This is a genomic window from Bacillus sp. ok061 (assembly GCF_900108285.1).
In the GTDB taxonomy this organism is placed as follows: Bacteria; Bacillota; Bacilli; order Bacillales; family Bacillaceae_G; genus Bacillus_A; species Bacillus_A thuringiensis_S.
Map to the genome: position 1 here is coordinate 109,518 of NZ_FNUW01000004.1, position 13,124 is coordinate 122,641.

The following is a 13,124-nucleotide window of genomic DNA, read 5'->3' on the forward strand; positions in this document are numbered from 1 at the left end:
TTAGATGTCAGTTAAGAAGAAAACGCAAGTACGCACCGGCAAAATGGTACGTGAACTAATGTTAGCAGACGAAGATGTAAATGCTTCGCTAATTATGGTATATAGTGAAAACGGTGTAAACGCAGAAATTAAAATCGAGGGCTTAACGCCGAAATGTAACGAAGAATTATTTTTGAGCGGAAACGTGGATTGGAACAAGAGTGTTATTTATAAAATTGTTGATTTCACTGGAAACGCTGAAGTTGGTAAAGTTACATTAACAGCGATGAACAAAAACAATGTTTCTCTAGAAATTGAACGCGTTATGTGGAGTAAAGAAAATAAAGACGCTGCCGAGCAAGAAGAAACACAGGTAGAAGCAGCGCCGAAAAAAGAAGTAGTTGTAGAAGCTCCAAAAGCAATTACACCCGCTCCTAAGCCTGTTACGCGTGTGGAAACACCTGCTATGGCACCTAAGCCTACTCCGGTACCGACACCGAAGCCAGTAAGTGTAGAAGTGGCTGTAGAACTAACTACTCCAGCACCTGTGAAAAAAGTAGTCCCTACTCCAGTTACAAAGCAAGAAACAGCACCGGTTGCCCCTGCAAAACCGAAGCAGCCTGCTTTGACTGAAACAAATTCAAAACTACAAGAAAATTATGTTAAACTCGTGAAAAAGACAATTGAAGTTTGTCAAGATTACGAGCTTGGCATCGACATAGATGATTCTATTGAAAGCTTAAAAGAAGAACTACAAAGCCAAGGTATTAGCGTTACATTTGACAAAGAAATTATGGACGTTGTAAGTCGCCTTCGTTCTTTACAAGATAAAGGAATCAAAGTAGAAAAAGTACTTAATTTACTATAAAAAAATAAGAGGTGGCAATTGCCATCTCTTATTTTTTATAATTCCACTCATTACTTTCATACTTTTCTTTCGCTAACGTTTGAACTTCATGTAACTGTTCTTCTGTTAATTCATATGGAACAAGTTCTACATCCAATCCTTTTTCAAAGCCAACTTCAAAAGCTTTAATTAACTGTTCTATCGTAAATGTACGGTCTGTTAATTCATTAATTGCTACCGCTTTAGAAGAAAACATACTTTTCATACGTTCCTTCACACGTTCATTTGGGAATAAAAATAGATCATATAGTTCATCTAAATCAATTTCTAATGGAATCGATCCATGCTGTAAAATAACACCTTTTTGACGTGTTTGAGCACTACCAGCAATTTTTCTTCCTTCCACTACAATTTCATACCAAGATGGTGCATCAAAACATACGCCTGAACGTGGATTTTTTAAATTTTCACGATCTGCTTCTGTTTTTGGAACTGCATAATATGCTTCTAGCCCTAATGCCTTAAAACCATCTAATAAGCCTTGCGAAATAACACGATACGCTTCTGTAACTGTTTTCGGCATATTCGGATGATCTTCAGACACAATAACACTATACGTTAACTCTTTGTCATGTAGTACACCCCTGCCGCCTGTTTGACGACGAACGAATCCATATTTCTTTTCGTTAACTACATCCATATTAATATCTTTTTCAACACGTTGAAAATATCCAACTGTTAATGTTGGTACTTCCCATTCATAAAAACGAATTGTTGGTGGCATTTTCTTTTCACTTTGCCAATTTAATAAACATTCATCTAACGCCATATTAAATGCCGGTGAACATTGACCAGAGTTAATATAACACCATTTTTCTTTTCCCATCCTGCACCTCATATAACCAAGTATTTTTCACATTCTCTAGTCTACCAAATTCGACAAAATTTGTGAAAGAATACGAAATTTCTTCTTATATGCAAATGAATCTGTTGCATAAATACATATGGGCATTATAATATTGAAAGTAGGATAAGAAAAAAGGGAGCGATAGAATCGTGTCAACAACTTGGATTATTTTATTAGCCGTAATCGTAGCATTCATCGGCTACACTGTATGGATGTACTTCTATCAGAAAAAATTAATTAAAACTCTTACAGAAGAAGAATTTCGCGCTGGCTACCGTAAAGCACAGCTTATCGATATTCGTGAAACAGATGAATATAACGCAGGGCACATTTTAGGTGCACGTAACATTCCGTTATCACAAATTCGCCTTCGCCATAAAGAACTTCGTCAAGATCAACCTGTTTACTTGTACTGCCAAAGCGGCTTCCGTACAGGTCGTGCAGCGCAATACTTAAAAAAACAAGGCTACAAAGATTTCTACCAATTACAAGGTGGATTTAAATCTTGGACAGGCAAAATTAAAAAGAAATAATAACATACAAAAAACTAGCTGAATAAATCAGCTAGTTTTTTCATTTCATCTTATTCGCAATGTATAATAAATTTTGCTTAATCGTGTCTTTATCGCTCTCTTCTACATTCCGATACAATAGCTGATATTCAATTCCTTTCTCTTTCCATATAAGCGTAGCAAATTCGTCACCACGTTCATAATCATCTTTATTTTTAAAATAAGCAGACGTTCCATTATTCAGTTTCATTTGTTCTTGAAATCGCTTCTCTTCCACAAGATCCGGAAAACTATAAGGAAAGTTCGCGACATTTAACTCAATATACTCATTTCTACCTGGCTCCTGCTGTTTATATTTAATCGTTAAGACAGCGTTCTTTTTCCCAAGCGTTCTTACTTCACCCTTCACATCACTTGTAATGTCGTACGGTAAAAACGTTGGAACTTTAAACTTCACCGGAAAATATTTTGGAAGTTCCTTTAACGGAATAGGATCCGTAACACGATCCATAGCTCCTCCTGTTGTTCCCACAAAGTGTTTTTCTTCTTGCATCGTTTGCTGAAACGAACACGAACTAAGCATGAAACTAGAAAACACGAAACAAATGATTCTTTTTTTCAATTTGTTTCCGCCCTTTCATACCGCTCTCTTAACGAACGAAGCGTTGATATTCTCTTCATATTCGCTTTGTCACCAAACTCCACCTTTGAAAACTTTCCACGTTATTCTCACACATTTTGACAACACTTTTTGCAAACAAAAAAGACCCCTATCATTCTTACGCCCAAGTGAAAAGGTTACGCGAATAAAAAGAAGTCTTATTAATACCATAGTTTGTGAAAAGCTTTTCAGGTCAAGATTTTTTCTTTCTTATTATTTTCCCTTTATAATAAGGGAAAGAGGTGATACATATGGCCAATATAAAACAAATTGCTAAAACTGCTGGTGTATCGATATCAACTGTTTCTCGTGTCCTGAATAATCACCCTTACGTAAAAGAAGAAAAGCGTAAGCGTGTTCTAGATGCTGTTGAAGAATTAAACTACGCAAAAAATATAAATGCTGTCCATTTAATAAGAGGGAAAACATATACAATTGGCGTTATGCTTCCTTTCATTAACCTCCCCTACTTCAGTACGATTATTGAAGGAATCGGAAACGAAGCGTTAGCTGCCGGATATCACATTAATTTATGTCAAACGAATTACGATAGCATTGAAGAAATTCGTGTTCTTGAAATGATGAAAATGAAACAATTTGATGGGATGATTATTTGCTCCCGAACGAGCTCTTGGGAACAAATCGAACCTTTTGCAAAATTTGCCCCTATTATTTCATGTGAAAAAATGAAGCATCCCCTCATTTCATCCATCTACGTAGATCATTATGAAGGTTTCCGTCTCGGTACTGCCTATTTACTAAGTAGAGGCCATGAAAAAATCGGAATTTGTTTAGCAAGAAAAACAAGTGTAAATTCCATGGAGCGCGAAAAAGCGTTCGCCGATACACTTCGTAACGAAGGGAAAACGTTGCATCCTGAATGGATTTTCCACCAATGCTATACAATGCAGGACGGAGCACAAATACTCCATCATATTTTAAATATGAAAAATCGTCCAACTGCTATTTTCACAGCGAACGATCAAGTTGCAGCTGGTTTATTAACAGAGGCTCGAAAACATGGTATTCGAGTACCTGAAGACCTTGCTATCCTCGGATTTGATAATCATGAAATTTCAAAGGCATTAGAAATTTCCACAATTGAACATCCCGGTCTCGCAATGGGCTCACATGCTTTTTCTTTATTCCATAAGCAGATCCAAAGCGAGCAAATTGTCGGCAGTGCAAAAGAACTTTCATTCCATTTAATTGAGCGAGAGACTGTCTAAAAAGAGCGTTACCTATAATGCTCTTTTTCAGCTCTTCACCTATTGACATTATATTTTTCATCTCATATAATGAACCTAACGAACGGTAGGTAGGGGATGAAAATGACAGCAAACCGCATTAAAGCTGTAGCACTTTCTCATTTCGCACGCTACGGCTATGAAGGAACTTCATTGGCAAATATTGCTCAAGAAGTTGGGATTAAAAAACCATCGATTTACGCACACTTTAAAGGAAAAGAAGAGCTATATTTCATATGCTTAGAATCTGCTCTTCAAAAAGATTTGCAGAGCTTCACAGGCGATATCGAAAGCTTTTCCAATTCGTCCACTGAAGAATTGCTTTTAAAATTATTAAAAGGCTATGCAAAACGATTTGGTGAAAGTGAAGAATCAATGTTTTGGTTACGAACTTCTTATTTTCCGCCTGATGCATTTCGCGAACAAATTATTAATAAAGCAAATGTACACATTGAAAACGTCGGAAAACTTTTATTCCCTGTATTTAAAAGAGCAAGCGAACAAGATGAGCTGCATAACATTGAAGTAAAAGACGCCTTAGAGGCTTTTCTATGCTTACTCGACGGTCTTATGGTTGAACTATTATACGCAGGTTTAAATCGTTTTGAGACACGTTTAGACGCTTCTTGGAAAGTATTTTGGCGCGGACTTTCAAACTGACGGATTGCTCCTTTGCAATGCGTCGTTTTTAAGCCCTTTACCTAACGACTGGTAGGAAGGAGAAATGACATATGGCATGGATTTATGTAATCATCGCTGGTATTATTGAAATCTTTTGGGTGATTGGACTAAAAAAAGCGGAGGCACCACTTGAGTGGGCTGGTGTTGCTCTATTAATTACAATTAGTTTCGTCTTATTATTTAGAGCTTATAAAGATTTACCTGTCGGCACTGTATACGCAGTCTTCACAGGAATCGGAGCTGGTGGAATCGTTCTTACAGAGATTTTCATCTTCGGAGAACCTTTCTCTATTGTAAAAGTTTTATTAATCGGTTTAATCTTCTTCGGAGTAATTGGTCTAAAACGAGTAACAGAAGAAAAAGAAACGAAGGAGGCTGCATAAAATGGCTTGGGTATTTTTAATTCTGGCTGGTATTTGTGAAATTATTGGTGTACTCTTTATGAAAGTAGCCACTGAAAAGAAAGGCTGGGCACCAAAAGTTATTTTAATCGCTAACTTCGGCGTAAGCTTCTTCTTCTTATCTCTTGCGATGAACACGTTACCGATGGGAACTGCTTACGCGATTTGGACTGGAATCGGAACTGCTGGAAGTGCACTTCTAGGCATTCTCATTTTCCGAGAATCAGCGGATTGGCGTCGTCTTGCTTTCTTAAGCTGCATTTTATGCGGCGCTGTTGGCTTAAAACTATTAAGCTAACGTGAGGTGAATGTCATGTGGAAAGAAAAAGGAAAGAAAATATTAGCATGGATCACACTTGGTATCGTAATTCTATTACAAATAAGTTTTCATATAATAGAATCATTGTTTCATAAAGTATTATCCATTCTCACATTCCTTCCTAACATGACACTTGAAATTATATCGATTGTTTGGTCCATTATCGCCTCCATTGCAATTGTCATTATATGGAGTATCGCCAAACTATGGAATAAGTTATTTAAAAAGGACAGTTCTTCTAAAAAAGAGTAACTGTCCTTTTTTGTATTCATTCAGATTTTCTATAAAAGTTAGATGCAATAAGACAAAGTAGACCACCTATGACAATACTTATGCAAATCCCTTTATGCAAATTAGGAAACGGTGATGGTATGTCTGAATAAAAATTCGCTAATATGAGACCGATTGAAACAAAAAGTACCCCTATTCTATATAACCATTTTCTTTTGTTCATCATTCTCCCCTCCTAAAATTTTTCATACACTCCTTTCTTTTGGACATACTACCTAAAAAAGGAGTGAATAATATGCAAAATTCTATACATAAGCAAATCCTATTTTTATTTTTCCTATTTCTTATTCTCATCATCGTTTTCAGCTTTATATTACATACTCCGAAAGATGTACCAAATAGCGTTTCTTTTTATAAACTACTGCTCTCGTATTGTCGTTATTGAAGAAGGTGCCTTTTTTAAGGCACCTTCTAAAATTCTCTTTTTTCATATACTTTTACTGCAACGAAGATAGATGCTATGAACATGCATATTGAACCAATGAATAACAAGCTGTTATATAGCTGAATTTGTTCTAGGTTGATTCCAAAGAAAATAGTAGAAACAGCCATAGGTGCTATTAGTATAAAAATCGCAATAAAAATAGTTTTCTTATACCCTAGCCAAAAGGATAGTGGTAAAACCAAACTTAAATACACTAAAATAAAGCTAATACTAGCAACCATTGTCGTTTCAATAAATTCAAATAAGTTAACCCCACTCTTCATTCCCATCGTGAAACAACCGACCGTTACACTTATAAAAAGAATAATAATTGCTACTATATATTTCGCATACACAATTTGTTTTCTCAATATTGGGAAACTATTCACTATGACTTCACTCTCATTTTTACTATCTGCTTCAAATGTTTTTACTGTTGCCCCAATTGTAATAATTACTGACATAATTATGAACAGATTTTCCGTATCTGTTAAGGCCATATAAAAGAAAACAGGATACAGTATGTACCAAATTAAAAATTTCCATTGAATGATGAAATCTTTTAAAATTAGTTGCTTGACCATGTATTCCCCCTCCTAATATGAAAATATCCCTTCTATAACTCTGCCTCTTGAAACATTTTCATTGAGAGAAACATTGATATGACTATACTTACTAACACTCCAGTACCAAGAACACCCATTGCTAGTGTAGCCTCTTGAGAGTGGAGTACTTTTAGCATAATTGTTTTATCACCAAAAATATTGCACATAAGGCCAATCATACCTGTTAAAGGCAAAATCATAATAACATTCAAAACAGAAGTAGCTTTATATCCTCCAATGTAATTAGCAGGTATCGTTACAACACAATAGATTAAAGTTGCTACTATTGCTGAAAGTACTGCATATCCAGGCATAACTATATCTCTGTTCAATAGAATATTTCCTAATATTATGACTATAAAAGTTGTACTCAAACCAGCCATAATAAATAATGAACTTGAAATATATTTAGCTATAACTATCTCTTTTCTCGTTATAGGCAGACTCACTAATATTTTTTCTGTTTTACTTTTCTCTTCATAATAAAAAGAAATATATATAATCGTACTACATGTTATAAATAACCCTATTGCAATCCCCATCGGTTGGACTGGATTCCTAAAAACAGAGAAAATAGGTATTAAAAAATATAAAGGAAACATCTTCTTCTGCAAGAAACACTCCTTCAAAATCAATTGCTGCATATAAATTCTCCTCTCTATAAATCACGCGTTTCATAAATTTTAATTGTAAGAAACATAGAAGCGATATAAATACTAACTAATGTAATGAATCCAACTATAAATACACCAAGATGTAATGGATTCACAATCCAATCAATGAATGATGCCGTAGCGCTTTCTCCGTCACCAATAAACATTCCAACAATAACACCTATTCCAGCGGCTCCACCTGTAAATATTCCACGTACTATTTTTGATTTTGTCCCATAATAACTCGGGAATAATGCTGTAATATAAACTAAAGAATATACAGCACCTCTGACTACTACATACCAAGGAATTTCAATATACAAATTGGGATGATAAGCTCCAATATCACCAATGACAGCGATACCTCTTATAAGAAAAACAACTAGCATAGTAGAAATCATGCCACCTACAATGAATATTACACCCGAAATATATCTAGCAATAATGATATCCTTTCGTCCAACAGGTAAACTATTTATAATAACATCACTTTTATTTTTTTCATCCATCGCTATTAGTATCATAGAAGATGATATCGTTATGAGTAAGCAACTCATCGGAAATAACAATTCACCATCTGGCTCTAATCCAAAGAAAACAAGGGGCATAATAAAATAGACTAACCACGTAACCCGAAAAAAGAACAAATCTTTATAGATGAGCTGACGCATAAGCACCTCTCCCTTTCGCAGTGTAAACGATGATATCGTCTAATGTAGGCTTTTCTATTACAACCTCATTTCCAAACCAATCGATAATTGCTTGTTTATCCTTCGCTAAACCTTCGAAACCAAATTTATTTTTTCGTAATCCAACAAATAATTCTTTTCCTTCTCGATCTAATAAATCATTGCTTCCCTTTACGATTACGTAGTTCTCCATTAATTCATCTTTTTCACCAGTAAATATAATTTCTCCATCGTTGATAAACGTAATATAATCTGCAATACGTTCTAAATCCGTTGTAATGTGGGTTGAGAATAATACAGATACTTCATCTTCCATTACAATTTCTTGCAACATATCAAGTAATTCACTTCGAACAACTGGATCTAATCCTGCTGTTGGTTCATCCATAATAATGAACTCAGCATGATGTGAAAGTGCGATGGCAATCGCAAACTTCATTTTCATCCCTTTAGATAGCTCTTTAATTTTTTTATACTTTGGAACTTGCAATCTGTGCATATACGATTGGTATTGATTTTCGTCCCACTTTTTATATAACGGTGCAATAATACGTTTCATTTGTTCACACGTTAAATCTTCGTAATAATGATTTTCATCATATACAAAACCAATGTTTTGTTTTATGTCCTTTTCGGCTTTCTTATTGTCTTTGCCAAAAATTTTTATATCGCCGCTATCTTTTCTAATTAAATTCATAATCATTTTGATCGTTGTACTTTTCCCAGCACCATTTGGTCCGACAAACCCCATAATATATCCTCGTGGTAATGCAAAACTTATATTTTTCACTGCGAAATCTTCATAACTTTTACAAACATTTTTTAGCTCTAACATCTCTTATTCCCCCTTATATAAACACGCAATCATCTGCTGCAATTCTTCAAGTGAAAGCTGCAACACTTTACTTTCTTTTACGATTTCTTCAGCCTTACTTTCAAATAGACGTAGCCGCTGTTCTTTTAATAGTTCATTATTTTTACGTGAAACATAAGTCCCTTTCCCAGCAACAGTTTCTATATATCCTTCTTTTTCAAGCTCCTCGTACGCACGCTTCGTTGTAATTACACTAATTTGCAATTCCTTCGCTAAGCTACGAATAGACGGTAATTGGTCTCCACCCTTTAAACCACCATTTAAAATAAGCTGGCTTAATTGTTTTCTTATTTGCACATAAATAGGGTCTTGGGAAGAATTCGAAATAATAATATTCATGTTTTCCTCCAGTGTGTGTATATACTGTATATACCTTATATACACAGTATATACACATCATCCTATTTTTGGCAAGAAAAAAAGACCAACATTTTCCTGTTGGTCTTTCGTATATGTATCACTTTTCAAAGCGATCTAACATCTCGTCTCTCATTCCGAAACTTACTACTGCAATTCCTATATACATAAACAGAAGGAATGCCGGATGAACTGTGTTGTACCAGCTGCTGTCAACGATTAAGTAAATCGTTAATGCCACAACAAGAACAAACGCTAAGATAAACATATAAAAGTGTCTTGTACTACCCATGATAAACTCCTCTCTTCTCACTTCACCATTCAACAGTTTATTTTATCGAATAATTCGATATGACTCAAGGTTAACTTTCTGTTATGTAATCAAGTTCCACCTTTACAATGTCCTCACATGCTATTGAAATGATTGTTCCTTGTTTATCAATCGCCGTCACTTCTCTATTATCCATTACACGATTTGCTACTCTTTCTAACACTTTTCCTTGGTCTCGATAGCAAAATTCTTTTACATCTTTAATTGTTTCTCCATTTTCTAAATGGTATACCATTCTATAACATCGATATCCCACACTTTCACCCCCGTCTTGCTCGTTTTTTCACATATACATAAAAATGAGTAATTTTTGCCTCATCACATCTTCTTAATTTCAATAAAATTCTAACAAAAATAAATACTTTTATCAAACCGACTTTTTCAACAAAACTACTTATAAAACTACATCTTTACACCATTATGAAACAAAAAACATATTTTTTTAACATTTTCTTCACTATTTCTGCACAAATTATCCATACAAAAAAAGAACCCACCGTAGCGAGTTCTTCCTTTGTTATTCTAATCAAACTTGTACAGGAGCTGGCTTTGCATAACGTAAAACTGGTTTACGTGCAGCCATCGTTTCGTCTAAACGTTTAATGACTGTCGTATGCGGTGCTTCTTGTACAACTTCTGGATTTTCTTCTACTTCTTTAGCGATTTGAATCATCTTATCAATGAAACCATCTAATGTTTCTTTTGATTCTGTTTCTGTCGGCTCAATCATAATACATTCTTCCACATTTAATGGGAAGTAAATTGTTGGTGGATGGTAACCGAAATCAAGCAGACGTTTTGCAATATCTAATGTACGTACACCAAGTTTCTTTTGACGACGACCTGATAATACAAATTCATGCTTACAATGTCTATCGAATGGAAGATCGTAGAATGGCGCTAATCTTCTCATCATATAGTTCGCATTTAATACAGCATACTCAGTTACCGCACGTAGTCCATCTGGACCCATAGAGCGAATATACGTGTATGCACGAACGTTAATACCGAAGTTACCATAGAATGGTTTCACGCGTCCAATTGCTTCTGGACGGTCGTAGTTAAAGTGGTAGCCATTTTCCGTTTTCTCTAAAATTGGTTTTGGCAAGTACGGAATTAAATCAGCTTTCACACCTACTGGACCAGAACCTGGACCACCGCCGCCATGCGGACCTGTAAATGTTTTATGAAGGTTTAAATGCACAACGTCAAATCCCATATCTCCTGGGCGCGCTTGGCTTAATACCGCATTTAAGTTTGCACCATCATAGTATAATTTACCGCCTGCATTATGGACGATTTCTGCCATTTCTAAAATATTTTCTTCAAATAGACCTAATGTATTAGGATTTGTTAACATAAGTGCTGCTGTTTCTTCATTGACAACACGTTTTAAGTCTTCTAAATCAACAAGGCCATTTTCATTTGATTTTACTGTAATTGTTTCAAAACCAGCTACAGTTGCAGATGCTGGATTCGTTCCGTGAGCAGAGTCAGGCACAATTACTTTCGTACGGTTAAAGTCACCATTTGCTTCATGGTATGCACGAATTAACATTAAACCTGTCCATTCTCCGTGTGCACCAGCTGCTGGTTGTAAAGTAACAGTATCCATACCTGTAATTTCGATTAAATGCTCTTGTAAGTCGTACATTAATTCCATTGCACCTTGTACTGTCTTTTCATCTTGCAGTGGATGAATATTTGCAAATCCTGCGAAACGAGCTACACTCTCATTAATTTTCGGATTATATTTCATCGTACAAGATCCAAGTGGATAGAATCCAGAATCAACACCGTGGTTACGGTTTGAAAGTGCTGTATAGTGGCGCATAATATCAAGTTCAGATACTTCTGGTAGCTCTGCATCTTCTACTCGAATATAATCGCTCTCAAACACATCTTCTAGTTTCACTTCTTCTACATCTAATTTGGGTAAGCTATATCCTACGCGTCCTGCTTTAGTCACTTCAAAGATAAGTGCTTGGTCTTGGTTCTTCATTGGATAGCCCCCATTTCGTTTACAAGTGTGTCAATTTCCTCTTTCGTACGAAGCTCAGTTACTGCTACAAGCATATGGTTTTCATGCTCTTTATAATCACGGCCTAGATCGTAACCGCCGATAATATTCTTTTGTAATAATGCATCGTTTACTTCTTTCACTGGACGTTTGCAATCTACAACAAACTCATTGAAGAATGGTCCAGCAAATGTTACAGTAAAGCCTTTCGCTTCAAATTGACGTTTTGCATATTGTGCTTTAGAAATGTTTTGACGTGCCATTTCTTTCACACCTTGTTTGCCAAGTGCCGTCATTGCAACAGAAGCTGCTAATGCATTTAACGCTTGGTTTGAACAAATGTTAGATGTCGCTTTATCACGGCGAATATGCTGTTCACGTGCTTGTAACGTTAATACAAATCCACGTTTACCATCTGAATCTACAGTTTGTCCAACAAGACGTCCTGGAATTTTACGCATAAATGCTTTCGTTGTTGCAAAGTAACCACAGTGGGGTCCACCAAACTGCGTTGGGATACCAAATGGTTGTGCATCACCGATTACAATATCAGCACCAAATTTCCCTGGTGGTGTTAATGCGCCTAATGATAATGGATTTGAAGAAACGATAAATAATGATTTTTGTTGATGAACGATTTTTTCAATATCAGCTAATTTTTCAACTTGTCCGAAGAAGTTTGGATATTGAACGATTACACAAGCAACTGTATCATCTACTTCACTTTGTAATACGTCTAAATCTGTTACACCATCTTTATGATTAATTTCAACAACTTCAAGATTTTGACCTTTTGCATACGTTTCAAGTACTGCTCTTGATTCTGGATGAACCGCGCTAGATACAAGAATTTTCTTTTTGCGAGTATGGCCAGCTGCTAACATTGCCGCTTCAGCTAAAGCTGTACCCCCGTCATACATAGAAGAGTTTGCTACATCCATTCCTGTTAATTCACAAATCATTGTTTGGAATTCAAAGATTGCTTGTAATTCCCCTTGTGAAATTTCCGGTTGGTATGGTGTGTAAGCTGTATAAAATTCTGAGCGAGAAATAACATGATCTACAATTACTGGAGCATAATGATCGTATACGCCTGCTCCTAAGAAAGAAGCGTATTCTTTTAAGTTAGCATTTTTACTAGCCATTTGAGATAGCTCTTTTAAAAGCTCTGGCTCTGATTTTGCTTCTTTAATTTTTAAATCCCCTTTAAAACGAACACTCTCTGGAATATCAGAGAATAATTCATCGATCGTTTGAACGCCGATCGTTTGTAACATTTCTTTTTTGTCTTCTTCTGTCATTGGAAGATAACGATGCAACATGAAA

General features: G+C 35.6%; 19 protein-coding genes. 7 read left to right on the top strand and 12 right to left on the bottom strand.

The window, feature by feature from the left end:
* The first annotated feature begins 4 nt into the window (after positions 1–4).
* Positions 5–847 (top strand): hypothetical protein, encoded by an 843-nt coding sequence (locus tag C4S65_RS07445; protein ID WP_000111892.1) that lies wholly within the window; start codon positions 5–7, stop codon positions 845–847.
* A gap of 28 nt (positions 848–875) precedes the next feature.
* Here C4S65_RS07445 and C4S65_RS07450 read toward each other — a convergent pair whose 3' ends face one another.
* The gene (locus tag C4S65_RS07450; protein ID WP_000514081.1) at positions 876–1,712 is read right to left on the bottom strand and encodes a biotin/lipoate A/B protein ligase family protein; all 837 of its coding nucleotides are present in this window, start codon (positions 1,710–1,712) and stop codon (positions 876–878) included.
* Positions 1,713–1,882: 170 nt separating this feature from the next.
* Between C4S65_RS07450 and C4S65_RS07455 the strand changes: the two genes are divergently transcribed.
* Positions 1,883–2,266, top strand: a complete 384-nt coding sequence (locus C4S65_RS07455) for a rhodanese-like domain-containing protein (protein ID WP_000108654.1) — start codon at positions 1,883–1,885, stop codon at positions 2,264–2,266.
* A 40-nt stretch (positions 2,267–2,306) separates the two neighbouring features.
* Here the strand turns inward: C4S65_RS07455 and C4S65_RS07460 are convergent, their stop codons facing one another.
* Positions 2,307–2,843, bottom strand: coding sequence for a DNA polymerase III subunit delta (locus C4S65_RS07460; protein WP_140337959.1), 537 nt, complete (start codon positions 2,841–2,843; stop codon positions 2,307–2,309).
* 314 nt (positions 2,844–3,157) lie between these two features.
* Here C4S65_RS07460 and C4S65_RS07465 point away from each other — a divergent pair, with 314 nt between their 5' ends.
* The 5 genes from C4S65_RS07465 (at position 3,158) to C4S65_RS07485 (ending at position 5,806) form a co-directional block, all read left to right on the top strand.
* Complete coding sequence (locus tag C4S65_RS07465; protein WP_001273979.1) at positions 3,158–4,135, top strand: LacI family DNA-binding transcriptional regulator; 978 nt, start codon at positions 3,158–3,160, stop codon at positions 4,133–4,135.
* Positions 4,136–4,231: 96 nt separating this feature from the next.
* Positions 4,232–4,813, top strand: coding sequence for a TetR/AcrR family transcriptional regulator (locus tag C4S65_RS07470; RefSeq protein WP_002005730.1), 582 nt, complete (start codon positions 4,232–4,234; stop codon positions 4,811–4,813).
* 71 nt (positions 4,814–4,884) lie between these two features.
* Positions 4,885–5,217, top strand: coding sequence for a multidrug efflux SMR transporter (locus C4S65_RS07475; RefSeq protein WP_000312340.1), 333 nt, complete (start codon positions 4,885–4,887; stop codon positions 5,215–5,217).
* A 1-nt stretch (position 5,218) separates the two neighbouring features.
* A complete protein-coding gene (locus C4S65_RS07480; RefSeq protein WP_000312623.1) occupies positions 5,219–5,533 on the top strand; it encodes a multidrug efflux SMR transporter in 315 nt (104 codons plus the stop codon).
* Between the two features lie 15 nt (positions 5,534–5,548).
* The gene (locus tag C4S65_RS07485) at positions 5,549–5,806 is read left to right on the top strand and encodes a DUF3975 family protein (protein WP_000265369.1); all 258 of its coding nucleotides are present in this window, start codon (positions 5,549–5,551) and stop codon (positions 5,804–5,806) included.
* 16 nt (positions 5,807–5,822) lie between these two features.
* Here the strand turns inward: C4S65_RS07485 and C4S65_RS07490 are convergent, their stop codons facing one another.
* The 10 genes from C4S65_RS07490 to gcvPA all read right to left on the bottom strand — a co-directional run bounded on the left by C4S65_RS07490 (position 5,823) and on the right by gcvPA (position 13,120).
* Positions 5,823–6,008: a hypothetical protein gene (locus C4S65_RS07490; RefSeq protein WP_001042452.1), complete on the bottom strand. Its 186-nt coding sequence runs from the start codon at positions 6,006–6,008 to the stop codon at positions 5,823–5,825.
* A 248-nt stretch (positions 6,009–6,256) separates the two neighbouring features.
* On the bottom strand, positions 6,257–6,853 hold the full coding sequence (locus C4S65_RS07500) for an ABC-2 transporter permease (protein ID WP_000240633.1): 597 nt from the start codon (positions 6,851–6,853) through the stop codon (positions 6,257–6,259).
* Positions 6,854–6,885: 32 nt separating this feature from the next.
* Complete coding sequence (locus C4S65_RS07505) at positions 6,886–7,518, bottom strand: ABC-2 transporter permease (RefSeq protein WP_001186539.1); 633 nt, start codon at positions 7,516–7,518, stop codon at positions 6,886–6,888.
* A gap of 14 nt (positions 7,519–7,532) precedes the next feature.
* Positions 7,533–8,198 (bottom strand): ABC-2 transporter permease, encoded by a 666-nt coding sequence (locus tag C4S65_RS07510; RefSeq protein WP_001249442.1) that lies wholly within the window; start codon positions 8,196–8,198, stop codon positions 7,533–7,535.
* Positions 8,179–9,051, bottom strand: a complete 873-nt coding sequence (locus C4S65_RS07515; RefSeq protein ID WP_000891285.1) for an ABC transporter ATP-binding protein — start codon at positions 9,049–9,051, stop codon at positions 8,179–8,181. Before C4S65_RS07515 ends, C4S65_RS07510 begins: the two co-directional genes overlap by 20 nt.
* A 3-nt stretch (positions 9,052–9,054) precedes the next feature.
* Entirely contained in the window at positions 9,055–9,429 is a 375-nt protein-coding gene (locus C4S65_RS07520; RefSeq protein WP_001021348.1) for a GntR family transcriptional regulator, read from the bottom strand.
* Positions 9,430–9,547: 118 nt separating this feature from the next.
* Positions 9,548–9,739, bottom strand: coding sequence for a hypothetical protein (locus C4S65_RS07525; RefSeq protein ID WP_000535933.1), 192 nt, complete (start codon positions 9,737–9,739; stop codon positions 9,548–9,550).
* A gap of 70 nt (positions 9,740–9,809) precedes the next feature.
* Positions 9,810–10,013: a DUF3929 family protein gene (locus C4S65_RS07530; RefSeq protein ID WP_000262496.1), complete on the bottom strand. Its 204-nt coding sequence runs from the start codon at positions 10,011–10,013 to the stop codon at positions 9,810–9,812.
* Positions 10,014–10,304: 291 nt separating this feature from the next.
* Positions 10,305–11,780, bottom strand: a complete 1,476-nt coding sequence (gene gcvPB, locus C4S65_RS07540) for an aminomethyl-transferring glycine dehydrogenase subunit 2 (RefSeq protein ID WP_000795708.1) — start codon at positions 11,778–11,780, stop codon at positions 10,305–10,307.
* Positions 11,777–13,120: an aminomethyl-transferring glycine dehydrogenase subunit 1 gene (gene gcvPA / locus C4S65_RS07545; RefSeq protein ID WP_000903240.1), complete on the bottom strand. Its 1,344-nt coding sequence runs from the start codon at positions 13,118–13,120 to the stop codon at positions 11,777–11,779. Before gcvPA ends, gcvPB begins: the two co-directional genes overlap by 4 nt.
* Positions 13,121–13,124: the final 4 nt, after the last annotated feature.

Bases quoted from the DNA above. Each gene is read 5' to 3' on its own strand.
- C4S65_RS07510 (WP_001249442.1), bottom strand. From the start codon at position 8,198: ATGCGTCAGCTCATCTATAAAGATTTGTTCTTTTTTCGGGTTACGTGG.
- C4S65_RS07475 (WP_000312340.1), top strand. From the start codon at position 4,885: ATGGCATGGATTTATGTAATCATCGCTGGTATTATTGAAATCTTTTGG.
- C4S65_RS07465 (WP_001273979.1), top strand. From the start codon at position 3,158: ATGGCCAATATAAAACAAATTGCTAAAACTGCTGGTGTATCGATATCA.
- C4S65_RS07485 (WP_000265369.1), top strand. From the start codon at position 5,549: ATGTGGAAAGAAAAAGGAAAGAAAATATTAGCATGGATCACACTTGGT.
- C4S65_RS07490 (WP_001042452.1), bottom strand. From the start codon at position 6,008: ATGAACAAAAGAAAATGGTTATATAGAATAGGGGTACTTTTTGTTTCA.
- C4S65_RS07525 (WP_000535933.1), bottom strand. From the start codon at position 9,739: ATGGGTAGTACAAGACACTTTTATATGTTTATCTTAGCGTTTGTTCTT.
- gcvPB (WP_000795708.1), bottom strand. From the start codon at position 11,780: ATGAAGAACCAAGACCAAGCACTTATCTTTGAAGTGACTAAAGCAGGA.
- C4S65_RS07530 (WP_000262496.1), bottom strand. From the start codon at position 10,013: ATGGTATACCATTTAGAAAATGGAGAAACAATTAAAGATGTAAAAGAA.
- gcvPA (WP_000903240.1), bottom strand. From the start codon at position 13,120: ATGTTGCATCGTTATCTTCCAATGACAGAAGAAGACAAAAAAGAAATG.
- C4S65_RS07505 (WP_001186539.1), bottom strand. From the start codon at position 7,518: ATGCAGCAATTGATTTTGAAGGAGTGTTTCTTGCAGAAGAAGATGTTT.
- C4S65_RS07445 (WP_000111892.1), top strand. From the start codon at position 5: ATGTCAGTTAAGAAGAAAACGCAAGTACGCACCGGCAAAATGGTACGT.
- C4S65_RS07500 (WP_000240633.1), bottom strand. From the start codon at position 6,853: ATGGTCAAGCAACTAATTTTAAAAGATTTCATCATTCAATGGAAATTT.
- C4S65_RS07520 (WP_001021348.1), bottom strand. From the start codon at position 9,429: ATGAATATTATTATTTCGAATTCTTCCCAAGACCCTATTTATGTGCAA.
- C4S65_RS07480 (WP_000312623.1), top strand. From the start codon at position 5,219: ATGGCTTGGGTATTTTTAATTCTGGCTGGTATTTGTGAAATTATTGGT.
- C4S65_RS07450 (WP_000514081.1), bottom strand. From the start codon at position 1,712: ATGGGAAAAGAAAAATGGTGTTATATTAACTCTGGTCAATGTTCACCG.
- C4S65_RS07515 (WP_000891285.1), bottom strand. From the start codon at position 9,051: ATGTTAGAGCTAAAAAATGTTTGTAAAAGTTATGAAGATTTCGCAGTG.
- C4S65_RS07470 (WP_002005730.1), top strand. From the start codon at position 4,232: ATGAAAATGACAGCAAACCGCATTAAAGCTGTAGCACTTTCTCATTTC.